The organism is Clostridioides sp. ZZV14-6009 (assembly GCF_020658095.1).
GTDB lineage: Bacteria > Bacillota > Clostridia > Peptostreptococcales > Peptostreptococcaceae > Clostridioides.
Genome location: NZ_JAGWDG010000002.1, coordinates 468,569 through 488,698 on the forward strand (window position 1 = coordinate 468,569; position 20,130 = coordinate 488,698).

Annotated in this window: 18 protein-coding genes; 1 reads left to right on the forward strand and 17 read right to left on the reverse strand. The window is 29.5% G+C overall.

Translation table 11 applies throughout. The features are described 5' to 3' along the window. Positions 1 to 225 precede the first annotated feature (225 nt). The 13 genes from KGF36_RS05500 to KGF36_RS05560 form a co-directional block, all read right to left on the reverse strand. Complete coding sequence (locus tag KGF36_RS05500; protein ID WP_227827099.1) at positions 226 to 2,226, reverse strand: sigma 54-interacting transcriptional regulator; 2,001 nt, start codon at positions 2,224 to 2,226, stop codon at positions 226 to 228. Between the two features lie 30 nt (positions 2,227 to 2,256). Beyond that, entirely contained in the window at positions 2,257 to 3,975 is a 1,719-nt protein-coding gene (locus tag KGF36_RS05505) for a diguanylate cyclase (RefSeq protein WP_227827098.1), read from the reverse strand. Between the two features lie 243 nt (positions 3,976 to 4,218). Next, positions 4,219 to 5,457, reverse strand: coding sequence for a beta-ketoacyl-ACP synthase II (fabF, locus tag KGF36_RS05510; protein WP_227827097.1), 1,239 nt, complete (start codon positions 5,455 to 5,457; stop codon positions 4,219 to 4,221). Between the two features lie 28 nt (positions 5,458 to 5,485). Continuing rightward, on the reverse strand, positions 5,486 to 5,710 hold the full coding sequence (gene acpP, locus KGF36_RS05515) for an acyl carrier protein (protein ID WP_227827096.1): 225 nt from the start codon (positions 5,708 to 5,710) through the stop codon (positions 5,486 to 5,488). A gap of 76 nt (positions 5,711 to 5,786) precedes the next feature. Then, positions 5,787 to 6,536, reverse strand: coding sequence for a 3-oxoacyl-[acyl-carrier-protein] reductase (gene fabG / locus KGF36_RS05520; RefSeq protein WP_227827095.1), 750 nt, complete (start codon positions 6,534 to 6,536; stop codon positions 5,787 to 5,789). Next, positions 6,536 to 7,486 (reverse strand): ACP S-malonyltransferase, encoded by a 951-nt coding sequence (fabD, locus tag KGF36_RS05525; protein WP_227827094.1) that lies wholly within the window; start codon positions 7,484 to 7,486, stop codon positions 6,536 to 6,538. Before fabD ends, fabG begins: the two co-directional genes overlap by 1 nt. A 15-nt stretch (positions 7,487 to 7,501) precedes the next feature. Beyond that, positions 7,502 to 8,431, reverse strand: a complete 930-nt coding sequence (gene fabK, locus KGF36_RS05530; protein ID WP_227827093.1) for an enoyl-[acyl-carrier-protein] reductase FabK — start codon at positions 8,429 to 8,431, stop codon at positions 7,502 to 7,504. A gap of 108 nt (positions 8,432 to 8,539) precedes the next feature. After that, on the reverse strand, positions 8,540 to 9,526 hold the full coding sequence (locus KGF36_RS05535) for a beta-ketoacyl-ACP synthase III (RefSeq protein ID WP_227827092.1): 987 nt from the start codon (positions 9,524 to 9,526) through the stop codon (positions 8,540 to 8,542). A gap of 25 nt (positions 9,527 to 9,551) precedes the next feature. After that, positions 9,552 to 10,574, reverse strand: a complete 1,023-nt coding sequence (gene plsX / locus KGF36_RS05540; RefSeq protein WP_227850143.1) for a phosphate acyltransferase PlsX — start codon at positions 10,572 to 10,574, stop codon at positions 9,552 to 9,554. Between the two features lie 10 nt (positions 10,575 to 10,584). Beyond that, positions 10,585 to 11,142: a transcription factor FapR gene (gene fapR, locus KGF36_RS05545; protein ID WP_227434100.1), complete on the reverse strand. Its 558-nt coding sequence runs from the start codon at positions 11,140 to 11,142 to the stop codon at positions 10,585 to 10,587. Positions 11,143 to 11,344: 202 nt separating this feature from the next. Then, positions 11,345 to 11,521 carry a 50S ribosomal protein L32 gene (gene rpmF / locus KGF36_RS05550; RefSeq protein ID WP_003419113.1) on the reverse strand — a complete coding sequence of 59 codons (177 nt, stop codon included), beginning with the start codon at positions 11,519 to 11,521 and terminating at the stop codon, positions 11,345 to 11,347. 24 nt (positions 11,522 to 11,545) lie between these two features. Next, entirely contained in the window at positions 11,546 to 12,070 is a 525-nt protein-coding gene (locus KGF36_RS05555; RefSeq protein ID WP_227482193.1) for a YceD family protein, read from the reverse strand. Between the two features lie 92 nt (positions 12,071 to 12,162). Further along, positions 12,163 to 13,359: an acetate/propionate family kinase gene (locus KGF36_RS05560; RefSeq protein WP_227827090.1), complete on the reverse strand. Its 1,197-nt coding sequence runs from the start codon at positions 13,357 to 13,359 to the stop codon at positions 12,163 to 12,165. Positions 13,360 to 13,813: 454 nt separating this feature from the next. Between KGF36_RS05560 and KGF36_RS05565 the strand changes: the two genes are divergently transcribed. After that, positions 13,814 to 15,094 carry a nucleotidyltransferase gene (locus KGF36_RS05565; protein ID WP_227850142.1) on the forward strand — a complete coding sequence of 427 codons (1,281 nt, stop codon included), beginning with the start codon at positions 13,814 to 13,816 and terminating at the stop codon, positions 15,092 to 15,094. A gap of 304 nt (positions 15,095 to 15,398) precedes the next feature. Here the strand turns inward: KGF36_RS05565 and KGF36_RS05570 are convergent, their stop codons facing one another. The 4 genes from KGF36_RS05570 to larA are packed head-to-tail and all read right to left on the reverse strand — an operon-like array spanning position 15,399 to position 20,114. Continuing rightward, the gene (locus KGF36_RS05570; RefSeq protein WP_227841984.1) at positions 15,399 to 16,790 is read right to left on the reverse strand and encodes an FAD-binding oxidoreductase; all 1,392 of its coding nucleotides are present in this window, start codon (positions 16,788 to 16,790) and stop codon (positions 15,399 to 15,401) included. Positions 16,791 to 16,800: 10 nt separating this feature from the next. Then, on the reverse strand, positions 16,801 to 18,021 hold the full coding sequence (locus tag KGF36_RS05575) for an FAD-binding protein (RefSeq protein ID WP_227827087.1): 1,221 nt from the start codon (positions 18,019 to 18,021) through the stop codon (positions 16,801 to 16,803). Positions 18,022 to 18,034: 13 nt separating this feature from the next. After that, entirely contained in the window at positions 18,035 to 18,823 is a 789-nt protein-coding gene (locus KGF36_RS05580) for an electron transfer flavoprotein subunit beta/FixA family protein (RefSeq protein WP_227827086.1), read from the reverse strand. A 16-nt stretch (positions 18,824 to 18,839) separates the two neighbouring features. Continuing rightward, positions 18,840 to 20,114, reverse strand: a complete 1,275-nt coding sequence (larA, locus tag KGF36_RS05585) for a nickel-dependent lactate racemase (protein ID WP_227827085.1) — start codon at positions 20,112 to 20,114, stop codon at positions 18,840 to 18,842. Positions 20,115 to 20,130 lie beyond the last annotated feature (16 nt).

Consider the following 20,130-nt stretch of genomic DNA (forward strand, 5'->3'; position numbering starts at 1 on the left):
TTTTGTTGTCTTATCTCTATAATTAGCAATATATATGCCAAAATTTATACTTTACGTTTATTTATTATTTATCAAGTATTCACAATGGTTCCATCAAATATTTTTTTATTTCTAGCTATAAATACAAATTTTTTTGCAAATAAAAATAGGTAATGGGTTATTTACTTATAACCTATTACCTATCTAAACCTATTGTCTAAACCTATTGTCTAAACCTATTTATATTTAATTTATATTGTTGTAAAACTTTATACCTTCTTGTGTTATTTGACTTCCACATCTTCCAGATTTAGATGATATGTATCCACACTCACTCAAATAAGACAATACTTTTCTTACTTTACTTTCAGATATTTCAATACCTTCCTCTGTAAGTTTTTCTATTATAAAACCTCTTCCAACTCCAGAAGTTAAATCTTTTCTTTCATATAGTATTCTAAGTATATATTCAAATTCTTTTTTTGTATAACTAACCCCGTCATCAAAACTACTAATATATTCGGTCTTTATATAGGGTGGAAGGTCATCTTTAAAAACCATACTCTCACACATTAAACTTACATAAGAAGCAACATTTTGTAACTCTCTTATATTTCCTGGCCAATTGTATTTTTCTAGAATAACCTCAACTTCAGGAGAAATTTTTATGTTCTTTTCCAAAAAGAAGTTCATAAGAGTTATTATATCTTCTTTTCTATCCCTTAATGATGGTATATCTATTGGTAGTACATTCAGCCTATAATACAAATCTTCTCTAAATTTACCTTCTCTAATCATTTTAGGTAAATTTTTATTTGTCGCAGCTATAATTCTAACATCTATATTTATAACATTATGAGAACCTATAGGCATAACTTGTTTTTCTTGAAGTACTCTAAGTAACTTTGTCTGCAATAATGGAGGCATATCTCCAATCTCATCTAAAAATATAGTTCCATTATTTGCAAGTTCAAATAAACCCTTTTTCCCTTCTCTTAATGCTCCTGTAAAAGAACCTTTTTCATAGCCGAATAACTGGCTTTCTAATAAGCTATCTGGAACTGCAGCACAATTAACTGCTATAAAGGGCTGATTACTTCTATTAGAATTATTATGAATTGATTGGGATAATAATTCTTTACCAGTTCCACTTTCTCCTATTATTAAAACAGAGAGATCTGATTTAGATATTTTTTTAGCTAACTCTATACACTTTGTCATCTTTTTATTCTTAGTTTTTATATCTTTAAATGTGTACTTTGCTATTTGCCCTTGCTCTCTTAATTTATTAGTAAGATTTTGTTCTAATTTTTTTATATATGTTATCTCTTGTAAATTGTAGTATATACCAGCTTTATTACCCATAGAAAATATATTTTTTTTATTTACATTTATATATTTCTTATTTGTAAATACAACTTCATCGATAATCTCTTTATCTTCAAGTAGAATCTGCAAATCTTTAGAGATAATATCTCTTATGTTTTTTCCTCGTATATTTCTGTCTATACCTAAAATTTTTAACACTTCTTTATTAAATGTATTTACAACACCATCTATTGAAGTAAATATTATTCCATCCTTTGACAAATTCAATATAACATCTTGTTCTTCTATTTTTAGAAATAATTGTCTATAATTGTCTTTGACACCATTATCTAAACTTATTAGACGTTCAGAATATGCCATCAGATTTTTCCTTATTTCCTTGACATCAATTTTAAGACCATTTATTATTTCTATAAAAGTAGATATATCAATGCACCTATTTCCTAAATCAATTACCTTATTTATATAATTTGGTACTTTTTGGGTTACTCCAGGCGTTATGGCTATATCTATATTTTCATAAGTTTGGCCTTCAATATATGGAGTAAGCTTTAAATTTTTTACTCCTATCTTATAAAATAGACTTATTGTCTCTAGTGTAGTTTCTTTTGTATCATTTACAACTAACACTTCTGTTCCATATGGTATTGAAAACAATCCATATATTTCTTTTTCTTTAAAGGTTCTTCTCACAACTATAATTTTACTATCTTGTACTAAATGCTTTCTCATGCTATTTAATCTATCATCATTCATTACTAAAACAAAATCGCCTTGTATTTTATCATCATCTTTCAAATTTTCTAAATAATAGTGATTTATATCAAGATAGTTTCCTAAAACCAATCGTATATTTTCTTCCAAGAAAGATGATAATTTAGTTATCTTATCAGTTACTATAGCTATTGATTGTTTCATATTTATACCTCATATCTATATAATATACAATTATTTGTACACTACTTTATTTCTTCCAAGCTGTTTTGCTTTATATAGATTTTTATCTGCTTCTTCTAATATATTTTTGCTGTCAGAGATATGGGATATACCTGCACTTATAGTTACAGTTACCTCTTCACTCCATTTTTTATTTGCAATTGCATTTCTTATATTGTCAATTATATCAAACACTTCTTCTCCAGACTTATCTCTTATTAATACAGAAAACTCTTCTCCACCATATCTAAATACTTTATCTTCTTGCTCGAGCATAACACAAATAGTATTTACTATACCCTTTATGACAACATCTCCAAATTTATGTCCATAATTATCATTTATAAGTTTAAAATTATCTATATCTATCATTACAAGTGCAAAGTTATCATCTTTTTCTTTGTATTTATTATACATAATATCAAAACTTTTCCTATTATAAACATTTGTAAGTCCATCATGTAAATTTTGTGCTTTAAAGTATTTCAGTCTAGTATATAAAAAAGTAGAACCCAATGTAATAATTAAAATTACACTAAATAATATTTTATAAGATTTAATTTCTTTTTTATTTTTTTCAAAAAACTCACTTTCACGTGATACCTTGTCAATTATATAAAAGCTAATTTCTGAATCTCTTATACTTTTGTTCTCCTTATACTCATTTATTAATATCTTCTGATACTTATTTACAGAGTTTACATTCCCTTGTTTCTCATATATATTTAATATTTCATTTAAAGTTTTTATTTTCTCTTGAGTTAACTTTCTTTTAGTAGATATCTCTAGACTTTTTTTATAATTATCTATTGCAGAATCATAATTTTTACTTTTATATTCCAAATTTCCCATTGCCATATAATAATACATATCTTTATCTAATATGTGAACTGATTTATCATATTTTATAAGATAATTAGCTCTTTCTAAAAGAGTCTTTGCCTTTGATATATCATTTTTTCCTACATATGCATTTGCCTGCATTATAGAAGCCATTATTTCAAAATCATTGTAATCATCTATGTTTACAAACTTCTTATAGTCTTTTACATTGCTACATGTCTCAATAGCTTTATCATATTCTCCCAACTCTACATATATTTCTGCTAAATTTATAAGAGCATATAATCTAACCATTCCATTTTTTTCATCTTCATCAACATCTATCTTAAAAGAATCCTTTATTAATTTTTCTGCTGTTTCATATCCACCTACCTTTAAAAGTATGCTCGCCAAATCAACATCTAGTCTTGCTTTTTCATAATTATCCCCTAATTTCTCAGCCAATTTTATAGACTTTACAGTTAAGTCTACTGCTCTAGAATAATTATTATCCATTATGTACACTGATGCTAGTCTTTTTTCTATACTAAATCTACATTCATCGGATAACTTTACATCTGATGTTCTCATCTTTTCTAACGAATCAATAACTATCTTCGTTCCATCTGGCACATATGAAATAGTCTTTAACATATCCCACACTTCATTATATACTTTATTGTATTTTTTTTCTGGGATAGATTCAAAAGAAGTTTTGACCACTTTCTTTGCTTCATCATACTTCTTATCCGACACAAGACTTTCAGACATATATTTTCCCTTATTTATAATTTCTCTTTCTTTAAGTCCATTTTGGTCATATCCTATAAACAAAATAATACTAATAAGTATTATAGCTATAAAAATTATCTTTTTGGGTAACCTTTTTTTTGGTAGTCTAAAATTCAAAATTTTAGCCCTCCTTCTGTGTATTGTAGAATAAAAACTTGCATGTATATAACCTCTCAATAATTTATGATACAATATATCAAAATGATTTACAACATGTGCTAGAATTAAATTTTAATAAAAAAGTTCCCTAAATTAGAATAAATGTCTAATTTAGGGAACTTTTAATTTAGTTAATATAAACTTATAAAGTTAAAAACAAGTGCTTGTTTTTTAATTCTATTTTCAATATTTGTGATTTATTTATACATATTTTTTTAGTACAATTGTAGCATTATGTCCACCAAAACCTAAAGAATTTGATAGTGCATATCTAATATCTTTTTCTTTACCTTTATTTGGAACATAATCTAAATCTAAATCTTCGCCAACTTCTTGTATATTTATAGTTGGAGGTACAAAATTATCTTCTATACTCATTGCACAAACAACTGCTTCTATTGCACCTGATGCTCCTAATAAATGACCAGTCATAGATTTTGTTGATGATACACATAAATTATATGCATTTTCTCCAAATACAGTTTTTATAGCCATAGTTTCATATAGGTCATTATAATAAGTTGAAGTTCCATGAGCATTTATATAATCGACTTCTTCTAGTGGAACATTTCCATCTTTTAAAGCCCTATTCATGGACCTAGCTGCTCCTTCTCCATTTTCAGCTGGAGTTGTCATATGATATGCATCAGCAGTTAAACCATATCCTACTACTTCTGCATATATTTTTGCACCCCTTGCTAAAGCATGTTCTAAGTCCTCTAATATAACAATACCTGCTCCTTCTCCCATTACAAATCCATCTCTGTCCTTATCAAATGGGCGTGATGCAGTTTTAGGGTCATCATTTCTAGTTGACATAGCCTTCATATTACAGAATCCAGCAAATGCAAGCCCTGTTACAGCAGCTTCAGAGCCTCCTGCTACCATAATATCTGCATCTCCTCTTTGTATAACCTTAAAGGCATCACCTATTGAATGAGTTCCTGATGCACAAGCTGTACATACATTAGTATTAGGTCCTTTTGCTCCTAAAAATATTGAAACTTGACCAGCTGCCATGTTTCCTATCATCATAGGTACAAATAGTGAACTTACCCTTTTATTTCCTTTTTCCAAAAGAATTTTATGCTGAGTTTCTATTGCTTCAACTCCACCTATACCAGAACCTATTATAACTCCTACACGTTCTCTATCAACTTTATCTAAATCAAGATTTGCATCTTCAACTGCTAATTTTGCAGAAACTATTGCAAATTGAGCAAATTTATCTAATCTCTTTAATTCTTTTTTGCTTATATATTCCTCTGGATGAAAATTTTTAACTTCTCCTGCTATTTGAGTTTGATATGTGCTAGCATCAAAATTAGTTATTTTATCTATACCAGATACTCCAGATTTTATATTGTTCCAGAACTCTTCTTTTCCTGTTCCCAATGGTGTAACACATCCAAGTCCCGTTATTACTACTCTTTTATTCATCTGATACCTCCACTTTTTTAAAGCTCGACTATTTATTAGCTTCTATATAGTTAACTATGTCCCCTATAGATTTGAAGTTTTCTGCTTCTGTATCTGGTATTTCTATACCAAATTCATCTTCAAGTGCCATTATTATTTCTACTGCATCTAATGAATCTGCTTCTAAATCTTTCATTAATGATGTTTCCATAGTTATTTCTTTATCCTCTACTCCTAATTGTTCTATTATTATTGCTACAACTTTATTAAACATTGTGTTCCTCCTAAGATTTTTTATTTTAATTTTTATTTTAAATAGATTTCTCTACTTTTTAAAGTATTATTTTTTATTATTGCATTACCATTCCGCCATCTACATTTAACACTTGTCCTGTTATATAACTTGACATATCACTAACTAAAAATGCTACAGCATTGGCTACATCTTCTGGTTTACCATAAGATTTTTTTGGTATATTTAATAGTGTTGATTCTTTTACATCATCACTTAGTACTTTAGTCATATCTGTTTCTATGAATCCTGGTGCTACTGCATTTATATTTATATTTCTTGATGCTACTTCTCTTGCAGAAGATTTTGTAAATCCTATAACACCAGCTTTTGATGCACAGTAATTAGTTTGACCTGCATTTCCCATGATTCCAACTACTGAAGTCATATTTATTATTCTACCATATTTCTTTTTCATCATAGGTTTAATAACTGCTTTTGTACAATTAAATACACCTTTTAAATTTATATCTATGACTCTATCAAAATCTTCTTCTTTCATTCTCATAAGTAATGCATCTTTAGTTATACCTGCATTATTAACCAATATATCAATTTTTCCAAACTCTTTTATGACAGAGTCCATCATTTGATTTACTTCATCAGATTTAGATACATCACATTTTATAGAAGTACATTTTACACCCATACCTTCTATTTCACTTTTAGTTTTTAGGGCTTCATCCTCTTTAGAAGTATAATTGATTACTAAATCAGCCCCAAGAGATGCTAGTTTCTTTGCTATCTCTTTCCCTATACCTCTAGAGCCACCAGTAACAATTGCTACTTGTCCTGTAAGATTTATCATTATATCTCTCCATTTCCATAATCTTGTACAAATTCATTTAAAGAATCTATACCATCTATATTGTAAATATTCACACTTGCTTTTTTATTAGATGCTATCTTTTTAATAAATGCTTTTAAAGTTTTTCCTGGTCCCATTTCTATAAAAGTATCATAACCATCATTTAATAATCTTTCTATAGAATCTTCCCAAAGTACAGAAGAGCTTACTTGTTTTATAAGCAAGTCTTTACCTTCATTTTCATAGTAATCTGCATTTACATTTGCTACTACATCAACTTTAGGCTTAGTTATATTAACTTTGTCTAATTCACTAGCTAGTTTTAATCCAGCTTCTCTTAGCATTGATGAGTGGAAAGGTCCACTTACATTTAATTTAACAGCTCTTTTTGCTCCTGCTTCTTTACATTTTACCATTGCTTCTTCTATCTTTTCATTTTCACCAGATATAACTATCTGACCAGGAGAATTGTAATTTGCTACTTCTACAATCCCTCCTTGTATATCTTTTACAACATTGCCTAATATTTCTCTATCTAAACCTAAAATAGCTGCCATAGCTCCAACCCCTGTTGGCACTGTTTCCTGCATAAATTTACCTCTTTTTTTAACTAGGCATACAGCATCTTTAAAATCAATTGCATCTGCTGCAACTAGTGCGCTATATTCTCCTAAAGATAAACCTAAACATGCATCATACTTTAAATCTATTTTTGATTGTATTGCTTTTAGTACAGCTACACTATGTGTAACCATAGCTGGTTGAGTATTTTCAGTTTTAGAAAGTTCTTCTTCACTACCCTCAAACATAAGTTTTTTTAAATCTATATTTAAGGCACTACAAGCCTCATCTATTACATTTTTAGCAACCTCGTTATTTTCATATAAATCCTTAGCCATCCCTACATATTGGGCTCCTTGACCAGGAAATACTAGTGCAACTTTTCCCATCATGCTCCTCCTGATTTACAGTTCTATGCCTGGCATAATCTCTTTTGCTTGATTTACCATAGTTTCTATAATTTCTTTACAAGGTGTTATTTTTTTTACCATAGCAGCACTTTGACCTGCCATAAATGAACCTTTTTCTATATCTCCATCTACTGTTGCAAACCTTAAAGCACCTGTACCTTTTTTGTCTAATTCTTCAGGAGTAGCTCCATTTTGTTCCATCTTTAAGAATTCTTTCGATAATTTATTTTTTAATGTTCTTACTGGATGACCTGTACTTCTTCCTGTAACAATTGCATCTCTATCTTTTGCTTTTAATACTAATTCTTTATAGTTTAAATGTACAGCACACTCTTCACTACAAATAAATCTAGTTCCTACTTGAACTGCATTAGCACCTAGTGCAAATGAAGCAACAATACCTCTACCATCTACAATACCACCTGCTGCTATTACAGGTATATTAACAGCATCAGCAACTTGTGGAACTAAAACCATAGTAGTAAGTTCTCCTATGTGTCCTCCACCTTCTGTACCTTCAGCTATTACTGCTGTAGCTCCTAACTTTTCCATTCTCTGTGCTAAAGCTATTGTTGGTACTACAGGTATAACTTTTGTTCCAGCTTCTTTTAATCTGTCCATATACTTTGCAGGATTTCCAGCACCAGTAGTAATAACTTGAACCTTTTCTTCTATAATTAAATCTATTATATCATCTACAAATGGTGACATAAGCATTACATTTACACCAAAAGGTTTATCTGTTAATTCTTTACATTTAACAATCTCTTCCTTTATAGCTTCTTTTGGTGCATTTCCTGCTGCTATTATTCCAAGTCCACCTGCATTAGATACAGCACTTGCTAATGATGCAGTAGCTACCCATGCCATTCCCCCTTGGATAACTGGGTATTTTATATTTAACAGTTTGCAAATTTTATTCATATCATTCTCCTTCACTTAAAATCATAAAAGTAAACTTTTTATTGTAAATTAACTTTAATTTTTAGATAAAGCTAATTTTGTTAATTAAAGAATTTCAGATGTTTTATACTATAAAGTCCACTTAACGACTGAAGCTCCCCAAGTTAGACCTCCACCAAAGCCAACTAAAACTACATTATCGCCTTTTTTGATTTTTCCTTCTTTATATGCTTCATCTAACGCAACAGGTATAGATGCAGCAGACATATTTCCATACTTATTTATATTTACATAAACCTTATTCATATCAATCCCTAATCTCTTAGAAGAGGCTTGTATTATTCTTATATTAGCTTGATGTGGTATTAGATAGTCTATATCAGTTGTATTTAAATTTGCTTTTTCAAGAGCTGTTAAAGATGTTTCTGCCATCTTTCTAACTGCAAACTTAAATACATCGCTACCTGCCATCTCTATTGTATGTAGATTAGATTCTACAGTATCTTTACTTGCTCTAAGTCTTGAACCTCCAGCAGGTATCTTTAAACAGTCTTTTCCCCTACCATCAGAACCCATATGTGTAGATAGGATTCCACCTTCACTTACAGGCCCAATAACAGCTGCTCCAGCACCATCTCCAAATAGTACTGCTGTTGACCTATCATTGTAGTTTAGAAACTTCGAGCAAGTTTCTGCTCCTATTACAAGTACATTTTTATAACAACCAGTTTCCACAAATTGCTTTGCAATAGTTACTCCATATACAAATCCAGAACAAGCTGCTGATATATCAAATGCAGTAGCATTCACTGCTCCTATTGCTTCTTGTACTATACATGCAGTTGAAGGCAAAGACATATCAGGAGTAATTGTTGCCAAAATAATCAACTCTATGTCCTCTACATTTAACTTTGCACACTCTATAGCTTTTAAAGCAGCCTTAGATGCTAAGTCAGAAGTTGCCTCATTATCTTCTACAAACCTTCTTTCCTTAATACCAGTTCTAGTGCTTATCCACTCATCTGATGTATCCATTATTTTTTCGAAGTGAAAATTATCATATGATTTCTCAGGTAGATAACTTCCCACACCTAATATTCCAGCCTTTGTATTCATTATATATTAAACCTCCAAAACGAGTTTATTCATTTTCGTTATTTTTATTTTCTTCATTATATTTACTTATAAATTGATTGATATCCTCAACAACTTTTCCTTTTGTAAATTTTATCCCTTGATTTATAGCATTTTTTATAGCTTTAGCATCAGAGCTACCATGAGCCTTTATAACTCCTCCATTTAATCCTAAAAGTGGAGCTCCACCATACTCAGAATAATCTATAAAACTCTTTAATTTCTTTAAATCATCTTTTATAAGTAATGCTCCTATTTTGCTTTTTGTACTAGCCATAAAAGTTTCCTTTATAAGACTCATAACTGAAAGAGCTACCCCTTCAGCAGATTTAAGTAATATATTACCCGTAAATCCATCACAAATAATTATATCTGTATATGCATTTATAACCTCTCTAGCTTCTACATTTCCTATAAAATTTAAATCTAATTTTTTAATTTCTTCATATGATTTTTTAACTAAATCATTGCCTTTACCTTCTTCTAGTCCAACATTTGCTAGTGCCACTTTAGGATTTTCAAGTCCCAACACTTTTCTTGAGTAAATATTACTCATAGCTGCAAATTCAACTAGATTCTTAGATTTACAATCTGCATTCGCACCGCAGTCTGCTATAAGTGTCATTCCTCGCTTTACATTTGGTATTGCTGAGCATAAGCAAGGTCTATCAATTCCTTTTATTCTACCGACTACAAATAATCCACCAGCAAGTAAAGCTCCTGTGTTTCCAGCTGATATTATAGCATCTGCCTTACCTTCTTTTACGAGGTTTAATGCTACTACCATAGATGAATCTTTTTTGCTTCTTATGGCCTTAACTGGTTTATCTTCATTTTCTATAATCTCAGTAGTATGAACTATTTCTAGTTTATTTCTATCAAATTCATAATTTGAAAATTCCTTTTCTAATAAATCTTTATATCCTGTGATTATTAAATCTACTTGATATTCTTTTATAGCATTTACTGCGCCTTCTACATTAGATTTTGGTGCATTATCTCCACCCATTCCATCTATTACTATTTTCATGATTTTCCTCCTAATCTAACTCTTCAAAGATAAACTTCCCTCTAAATATTTGCTCTTGGGCTTTATTATTGATAACAACTTTTACATAATGCTTTTTGTCTATATTTCTATACACTTCTGCTTTTGCTATAAGTCTGTCTTGTTGTTCTATCAACTTAAAACATTTTACATTTGCAACTCTCATAATAACTTTAGGTGCATCTATTATAGCCATTGCTAATGAATCTGCTAGAGAAAATATATACGTATCTTTCAAAGTATTAGTTTTAGAGTAAATCATGTCCTCTGTAACTTCTAACATAGATATACCTAATTGCCCTACAGATAAATCAATGATTTCGCCTGTAATTTCCTTTACTCCTAAAGTCTTTACTTTTGAACTCTGAGTTTCTGCTATTGATTTGACTCTTTCTCTTAGCTCTGGTATGTTTAGACTCATTCTATCTAATCTTATTGTCTGTATACTCACATTAAACAAACTTGATAATTCTTCATCAGTATAAAAAGGATCAGTCTTTAGCATATCTATAAGCTCTTGTTGTCTTTGGGCTTTACTCTTCTTTTTCATGTTCCCTCCAAATTTTATAGCTGTAATTAGTACCAGCTACTAATAGTAGTATATAGTAACACACAAAAATTTTCAATACTTATATTATTATTTTTCTAATTTTTAATATGCATAAAATCCATTTATTTCTCTAGTAAATCATCTTTTTTTATATGTACAAAAAAAACATGTAGAGTATACTCTACATGTTCTTTAGAAGCTATTACTTAGATACAACTTCTTTACCTTTATAATATCCACAGTCTGGACACACTCTATGTGGTAATTTTGGCTCATGACATTGTGGGCAACTTACAAATCCTGTTGCTTCCATCTTTGAGTTAGCTGCTCTTCTCATTTTTGTGTTTGATTTAGACGTTTTACGCTTTGGTACTGCCATTTACGCCACCTCCTTAGTCAAAATTTAATTAAATAAATCTTTTAATTTAGCAAAACGAGGATCTATGTATTCCTCATCGTTTGTAATTTCACTGCAAGAACATTCTCCTTCATTTAAGTTTGCTCCGCATCCTTGACAAAGACCTTTACAGTTTTCACTACAAAGAACTTTATGAGGCACATTAAAATCTAATGTCTGTTCTATTATATCAATAAGGTCGATTTCTTCACCATCGAATATAAAAGGATCAAATTCCTCAAATTCATCTTCATCATAATCTTCTTCTTTTACTAAAAAACCTTGTATAGAATACTCTAATGGTATTTCTACTTCTTTAAGACATCTTGAACAATTGTCAACAATTGTAAAATTGACATCTATATCTAGATATAAACCTTTATTAGTCTTTGATACTTTACCTTTTAAATTTACAGGTGATACTAATTTGTAAATCTCATCACAATAACTAATAGTATCAATTTTTTCACAAAAATTCAAGTCTATTTTGTCAGTTTCTTTTCTATTTATTTTTTCTATGCTAACTTTCATTAAGTTCACCTCAACATATCACCAAATTTATTATACAAATCTAGCATTTGTTTGTCAAGTATTTTTACTTGATAGGCATAAGTTTAATTAAATTATTTTACTAATCTTAATGTATCTCTAGCTATCATTAATTCTTCGTTAGTTGGTATTAAAAGCATTTTTACTTTAGAGTCATCAGTAGATATTACTGTTTCTTTTCCTCTAACATCATTAGCTTCCTTATCTAATTTCATTCCTAAGAATTCCATATTAGAAGCTATCTCTGCTCTTATAGCTTTTCCATTTTCACCTACACCAGCAGTAAATACTACAACATCTAATCCATTCATTTCAGCAGCATAAGCACCTATATACTTTTGTACTTTTTTAACATAAGCTTCTAATGTTGCTTGAGCTCTTTCATCTCCATTTTTAGCTGCATCTTCTATATCTCTGAAATCACTAGAAATTCCAGTCATTCCATATACTCCAGATTCTTTGTTCATTAATTTATCTAATCCATCAGCATCTAAACCTTCTTTTCTCATTAAGAAAGGTAATATAGCAGGGTCTATATCTCCACATCTAGTTCCCATTATTAATCCTTCTAATGGAGTGAATCCCATAGATGTATCTATACATCTTCCACCATCAACAGCAGCTATAGAAGCACCATTTCCTAAGTGACAAGTTACTATTTTTAAGTCTTTTATATCTTTTCCTAATATCTCTGCTGCTTTTTGAGATACATAGTTATGAGAAGTTCCATGGAATCCATATCTTCTTACTCCATATTTAGTATATAATTCATGAGGTAAACCATATAAGTATGAAGATTTAGGCATTGTTTGATGGAAAGCAGTATCAAATACTCCTACCATTGGTACATCTGGAAGTATAGCTTTACAAGCATCAATTCCCATTATGTTTGCTGGATTATGAAGTGGAGCTAAATCTATACATTCTTTTAAAGCTTCTTCTACTTCTGGAGTTATTACTACTGAAGTTGCAAATTTTTCTCCAGCATGAACAACTCTATGCCCTACTGCATCTATTTCTTTCATTTCTTTAACTGCACCAAATTCTGGATGAGCAACAGCTTCTAACACTAATGCTATTGCATCTTTATGGTCTTTCATTGGTTGTTCAACAATGTATTTATCATCTTTTCCTGCTTTTTCATGTTTAAGTATAGAACCTTCTATTCCTATTCTTTCAACTAATCCTATACATAAAACTTCTTCATTACTCATATCTATTAATTGATATTTTAATGAAGAACTCCCACAGTTTAATACTAATATTTTCATTATTATTTCCTCCTTAGATTTTTATAAATAATATGTAATCAGTTTTGATTCATAATAAGTGTCTAAAACCCTATATTTTGTTATTTTGTCATAGATATATTATTGTATACATTAAACGATTTTCATAAATAATATATCACCTTTTAATATAAAAGTATATACTTTTTTTTATATTATATCATATTTCTATTGTGGTAAATTGTGTGTTCTAATAACAATTTATTAACAAATTAACTTAATGTAGATTATTCTTTCCCATTTGCTATAATAATATAATATAAAGGCTTAATAAAGTTATTTTAATAACACTTAACTGATTTCTTGTTATGTAGTATTTCTACATTTTAACAAATTTTTTTATGTTTTTTAGCTAGATAATTAAAAATTTAAATTTTATATATATTATAATAAATTACAATGTATATAAAATAAACAAAGATAAAAGGAGCATTTTATGAATATACTTGGATTAATAGTTGAATATAACCCATTTCATAATGGACATATCTATCATTTATCTAAATCTATAGAAAAAACAAATGCAACACATACAGTGGCAATCATGAGTGGAAACTTTCTTCAAAGAGGTGAACCAGCTTTATTTGATAAATATACTAGAGCAAAAATTGCTGTCGAAAATGGTGTAGACTTAGTTATAGAATTACCAACTATGTTTGCTTGCCAAAGTGCTGAAATTTTTTCTCATGGTGCCATAACAATTTTAAATTCTCTAAATTGTATAAGTTCTGTATGTTTTGGTAGTGAAGAGGGAAACACAGATATTCTTTACAGTATTGCAGAGATTTTAGCAAATGAGCCAAAGGAATTTAAATTGCTTTTAAAAAAATATTTAGATGATGGTATGTTATTTCCAGCGGCTAGAGCTAATTCACTTTTTGATTATATACACCAATATGAAAACAACAACTTAGCTCAAAAAACTACAAAAGAACAATTATTAAAAATATTAAATTCATCAAATAATATACTTGGTATAGAATATATAAAAAATCTTATCAATTTAAACAGTAATATAAAGCCAGTTACTATTTCCAGAGTTCAGTCAGAATACAACTCTAAAGAAATTGATAATAGTATTTGCTCTGCTACTGCTATAAGAACTTCACTTAAAGAAAATTGCAATATCTCTCAATTAAAAAGAGTTATTCCAGAAAAAACTTATAATATATTAAATGAAAAAATAGATAGTAAATTTTTTCCTATGTTTGATGAATTATTTTTTGATACTTTAAAAACAATAGTACTTAGAGACATATCCAATTTAAAGGATTATTTTGAAGTAAATGAAGGTATAGAAAATAAAATTTACAAAGACATTTTTGCATCTAACTCTTTATACGAATTACAATTATCAATTAAATCTAAGAGATATACTTTAACTAAAATCAAGAGAACTTTAAATAATATATTGTTAGGCATAAGAAAAAGCGATATTCACCTTGTAAAAGATATAGACACTGTTCCTTATATAAGAATACTTGCTTTCAATGACAAAGGTAGAGAAATTCTAAAAGAGATAAAAAATAAATCTAACATAGAAATAATAAATAAATTTTCAAATATATCATTTTCATTAGATGATGCGATTTTTAAAACACTTATAAGTTATGACATAAAATCTACAAATATATACAACTCAGTATATTACAGAAATAATAAAGATTTAATAAAAGGTCCTATGGACTTTTACACTCATCCAATCTATGTAAAATAAGTTTTTTAAATAGCTTTATCAATTTTAAATAACCTCATCAAATTAATAAGATGTATTTCTAATTAAAAATATTTTTTATGGATAAAATATGCTTCACATGTGCATTCATATTTTTAGGATGGTAACATCAACTTAACTTAAATAACATTTCATATTTCTAAAGTTAAGTAAACATTGCCATCCTAAAATCTTTATAAATAATATTAATATTTACAAGTAATATTAACATTAAAAAGTAAATTTAAGTTATTAAATTTAAATCTGTTTTTTATAACTTTTATATTAAAAAATAACATTTATATATTTAATATATCTTTCCTGGATTCAAAATATTTTTAGGGTCAAAAGCTACTTTTATATTTTTAATTAACATCATATAGGCATCTGAGTTTGATTCATGTAAATACTCTTTTTTTGCATATCCTATACCATGTTCACCTGAGACTTGACCATTAAGTTCTCTAGATTTTTTATACATACAGTCAAAAGTTTCTTTTAATCTTGATTTCCAAGTATGTTCATCCATACCATCTTTTAATATATATATGTGTAGATTTCCATCACCTGCATGACCAAAACTTTTTATTCTTATTTTTAACTCATCTTGAAGCTCATGAGTATATCTTATAAACTCTGCTACCCTGTCTCTTGGTACAACGACATCGCATTCATCCATTTCTGTTGTAGATGCCTTTATAGCTTCTAAGAAAGCCCCTCTGGCTGACCAGATGGAATCATTTCTTTCTTGTGTATCTGATATAAATACATCTAATGCTCCATTTTCTAAACACAGATTAGCGACTTTTTCATATTCTTTTTCTATATCTTCAATACTATTTCCATCAAACGTAAGTAAAAGATAAGCATCTGATGTATTATCTGGAAACTTTTTACCTAAAAATTCTTCCGCAGCCAATATTACGTCTCTTTCCATAAATTCTATGGCTGTTGGTATTGATTTTGATTTTATTATTTTAGGAACAGTCTCTATTGCCATTGATAAATTTGGAAAAGGTATAAGTAAACTTACACTTTTCTTTGGTAAAGGAAGTAATTTTAATATCGCCTTTGTAACTATTCCTAGAGTTCCTTCTGAACCTATTAATAAATCTTTTATGCTATATCCAGAACTATTTTTAACTACTTTTCCCCCTATATTTATAACTTCTCCATTTGGTAATACTACTTCAAGACCTCTAACATAATCTCTTGTAACACCATATTTTACTGCTCTCATTCCACCTGCATTAGTATTTATATTACCTGCTATTGTAGCACTCTTCTCACCTGGGTCAGGTGGATAAAATAAATCTCTCTCTTGAACATATTGACCTATTGTCATAAGCAAAACTCCTGGTTCTACTGTCAATGTTAGATTTTCATAATCAACCTCAAGTATTTTATTCATTTTACATAGATTAATCATTATTCCACCATTTATGGCAACAGCAGCTCCTACAAGACCAGTTCCTTGTCCTCTTGGCGTAACTGGTATATTGTTTTCATATGCATATTTCATTATTTTAGATACTTGCTCAGTTTCAAGCACATTTACTAAAACTTCAGGATATTTTTCTATTCCTCCAAGTTCATCATGTGAAAAATCTTCATTTATATCACTTCCAACTACTACATTTTCATCTCCACAAATATCTATTAAAAAATTTATATCTTTTTTATCAATTGATTTATACATTTCTATCCCCCTATTCAGCTGCTGATGCCACATATATTTGCTTATCATCTTTTTTATTTTCTATTTTTTTAATCAATTTAGGAATAATATCATAAATATCTCCTATTAAAGCTAAGTGTGCTACATCAAGTATCGGTGCCTTATCATCTTTATTTATAGCTACTATATAATCAGCTCCTTGCATTCCTGCAACAAATTGAACAGCTCCAGATACACCACAAGTTATTATTAATTTAGGCTTGACAGTTCTACCACTAAGACCTATTTGTTTTTTAGCATCTATCCAACCTGCTTCTATAATCGGTCTTGTTCCTGCTACTTGAGCATTTAACTTGTCAGCTAATTTATATATCATATCCATATCTTCCTGTTTCTTTATTGCTCTACTTGCAACTACTATTACTTCTGCTTCTTCAAGACCAACTTCTTTATTTTTTTCCTTTACACTCAGTACTTTAATCTTAGATTTTAGCTCTTTTTTTTCTATTTCACATAAAGTCATTTTTCCTGTTGCATTTTCTACCTTTTCTGGAGCTGAAAATATTTTATATCTTACAGTGGCAAATTGAGGTCTATTATTAGGTGTATTTATGTGAGCCATTATATTTCCACCAAATGCTGGTCTTATTTGGTCTAAATCAGTGTTTGATTGCACATCAAGTATTGTACAATCTGCTGTAAGCCCTGTTTTAAATCTAGCAGCAAGCCTTGGAGCTAATGACCTACCTAATGTAGTTCCACCAACCAACATTATTGTTGGTTTTATTTTATTTATAAAATTTTCTATTGCTTTTGCATATGGTTCTATCCTAAACTCTTTAAATTCATCTTCATCATATACAAATACTTCATCAATACCATAAGAGATAAGATTCTTACATTTATCTTTTATACCTTTTCCTACAAATACACAATATACAGGTTGCTTTATTTTTGATGCCATTTCACGAGCTTTCCCTATAAGTTCATATGTTACAGGATGTATATTCCCATTATGATGTTCTACATACACTGCCACTCCTTTCCATTCATCCTTATTTATTTTTGCTTTATCACTCTCTATAAATTCAAATGCACCTTTGGGTCCACTTTTGACACACAATTTGCACATCTTACAGCCAGCACTTATTTCTACCTTACCTGATTTTTCTTCTATAGCACCAAAAGGACAAATTTCTAGTACTCTTTTCAAATCAGTTATTTTATCTTGATTTACAACTATTTTTGACATTTCTTCTTCCCCCTTAGACTAATTTTAATTCCTCTAATTTATTTATAAGTGCAGTACTTAACTCTTCTGCATTTCCCCTCATAATATTTTTATCTGTATTTGGCTTAGGAGGAAATATTCTTACAACTTGAGTAGGAGAACCATTTAATCCATAATTATTTTCGTCCTTGTCTTCAAAATCTTCTAGACTGTACACAGGTATTTTTCTTTCTCTAGTCTCTAGCTTTAACTTAAATGAAGGCAATCTTGGTTGAAAAATATCTTTTTCTACTGTTATCAAACATGGATACTCAATTTCACATACTTGTAAATCATTTGGCATATCTATTTCAACAACTATACTTTTCTCTTTGATTTCAATCAATTTTGTAACATTAGTTACATGAGGTATATCTAAAAACTCAGCTACTTCAGGTCCAACCTGTGCTGTATCACCATCAGTAGTTTGTTTTCCACAAATTATTAAGTCTACTCTACCCATTTTTCTAATGCCTTGCGATATAGTGTAAGAAGTTGCCAATACATCTGCTCCTCCAAATCTTCTATCGCTTATTAAAGCTCCTTCATCTGCCCCCATCATAAAACTCTCTTCTATTACCTTCTTTGCTTGTGGAGGACCCATAGTAAGTACTTTTAGATTCGCTTTTGTGTCTTTTTTTATTCTAAGTGCTGTTTCTAAAGCATATAAATCATAAGGATTCATTTTTGAATCTACTCCATCTCTCTTTAGTACACCTGTGGATTCATCAACCTCTACTGCGGTTGTTCCAGGTACTTGTTTAATACATGTCAAAATTTCCATAAACTACACCCCTTTTTTATTTAACTATCACTGATACTCCATCAGGTATAACTGTAACTTTACTATCTTCACCGACTATATTAGTAGCCATATCTAAAGCATCCTTAAAATTAAATGCATGTTTCATATGCATTTTCTTTATCATTTCAGGACTACACTTATCTGTTACCATTATTACAGTATACTTAGATAGTATTCTTGCTAATATCTGAAATTCCCATTGGTCTGGAATTGTATCACATCTGCCAACACTCCTAATTTTTTCTAAAAGTTGTTTTGGAGAATCTGCGTTTGCTACATTTTCATAAAAGGATTGACCTCCATGACCATCATTACATGCTGCAATCATTATTATTACTCCACCTTCTTTACATGTAGCCTCTGCTGCTGTCATACCTTTAACTGCTTGATAAATATTTTGGTCTAATGGGTATCCACCATTTGTACTCACTACAATATCTGACTTTATGGAATTTACTTTTGAAAGCTCTGTTACAAATTCACAACCTTTGGTATGTGCTTTTTCGACATCACCAGCAAATGATGCTATTACTTTTTTCTCTTTATCTATTACAACATTCAATATAAATGCTAGTTTAGCAACCTTAGCTGCATATACCATATCTTCATGAATAGGATTATTTTTTAATTTTCCAGTTCTCGAATTGTCACTATCTATAAAATCACTACAATGGTTATACATTATAGTTTTTGCAGAGGCTATTCCTGGGAGTACACTTTTTCTTCCTCCTGAGAAACCTGCAAAAAAATGCGGTTCTATAAAACCTTCCGCGATTAAAAGTTCTGCCTCATATGCAAGTTTATTTATATATAAATCCCCACCTGAAGGTAATACACCCACCTTGCACATAGCTTCATCATCAGTAGATATATGCATGATTATTTCTTCATTATCTACAATTTCTTCTCCCATCTTATAAACTAATTCTTCTCTTGTACTTGGCCTATGAAAACCAGTTGCTACTATAATCTTCACATCAATTTTAGGATTAGCTTTCCTGATTCTTCTTAAAAGAATTGGCATAGTTACTTTACTTGGAACAGGTCTCGTATGGTCACTCGTAATTATAACTACATTCTTTTTTCCTTTAACTAACTCTTCCAATAATAAAGAGCCTATTGGATTATTCATGGATTCTTCAACTATTTCTTCTTGCGCCTTATGTTTTACATAATTATCCAACTTTGATTCCAAGACACCAAGAAAACGTTTGTTAGGTATTTCTAAAATCATTCCTTGCTTTGAATAAGGTACTTTTAACTTTACCATTTTTAATCTCCCATTA

Coding starts and splice junctions, on each gene's coding strand:
- plsX (WP_227850143.1), bottom strand. CDS start 10,574: ATGAAAATAGTAATAGATGGAATGGGTGGAGATAATGCACCAAAATCT.
- fabF (WP_227827097.1), bottom strand. CDS start 5,457: ATGAATAAAAGAGTAGTAATAACGGGACTTGGATGTGTTACACCATTG.
- fabG (WP_227827095.1), bottom strand. CDS start 6,536: ATGATAAATCTTACAGGACAAGTAGCAATTGTTACTGGTGGCTCTAGA.
- KGF36_RS05580 (WP_227827086.1), bottom strand. CDS start 18,823: ATGGAAATTTTGACATGTATTAAACAAGTACCTGGAACAACCGCAGTA.
- KGF36_RS05535 (WP_227827092.1), bottom strand. CDS start 9,526: ATGAATACAAAGGCTGGAATATTAGGTGTGGGAAGTTATCTACCTGAG.
- fabK (WP_227827093.1), bottom strand. CDS start 8,431: ATGAATAAAATTTGCAAACTGTTAAATATAAAATACCCAGTTATCCAA.
- acpP (WP_227827096.1), bottom strand. CDS start 5,710: ATGTTTAATAAAGTTGTAGCAATAATAATAGAACAATTAGGAGTAGAG.
- fabD (WP_227827094.1), bottom strand. CDS start 7,486: ATGGGAAAAGTTGCACTAGTATTTCCTGGTCAAGGAGCCCAATATGTA.
- KGF36_RS05560 (WP_227827090.1), bottom strand. CDS start 13,359: ATGAAAATATTAGTATTAAACTGTGGGAGTTCTTCATTAAAATATCAA.
- KGF36_RS05565 (WP_227850142.1), top strand. CDS start 13,814: ATGAATATACTTGGATTAATAGTTGAATATAACCCATTTCATAATGGA.
- fapR (WP_227434100.1), bottom strand. CDS start 11,142: ATGAAAAAGAAGAGTAAAGCCCAAAGACAACAAGAGCTTATAGATATG.
- KGF36_RS05575 (WP_227827087.1), bottom strand. CDS start 18,021: ATGTCAAAAATAGTTGTAAATCAAGATAAAATAACTGATTTGAAAAGA.
- KGF36_RS05500 (WP_227827099.1), bottom strand. CDS start 2,226: ATGAAACAATCAATAGCTATAGTAACTGATAAGATAACTAAATTATCA.
- KGF36_RS05555 (WP_227482193.1), bottom strand. CDS start 12,070: ATGAAAGTTAGCATAGAAAAAATAAATAGAAAAGAAACTGACAAAATA.
- KGF36_RS05570 (WP_227841984.1), bottom strand. CDS start 16,790: ATGTATAAATCAATTGATAAAAAAGATATAAATTTTTTAATAGATATT.
- rpmF (WP_003419113.1), bottom strand. CDS start 11,521: ATGGCAGTACCAAAGCGTAAAACGTCTAAATCAAACACAAAAATGAGA.
- larA (WP_227827085.1), bottom strand. CDS start 20,114: ATGGTAAAGTTAAAAGTACCTTATTCAAAGCAAGGAATGATTTTAGAA.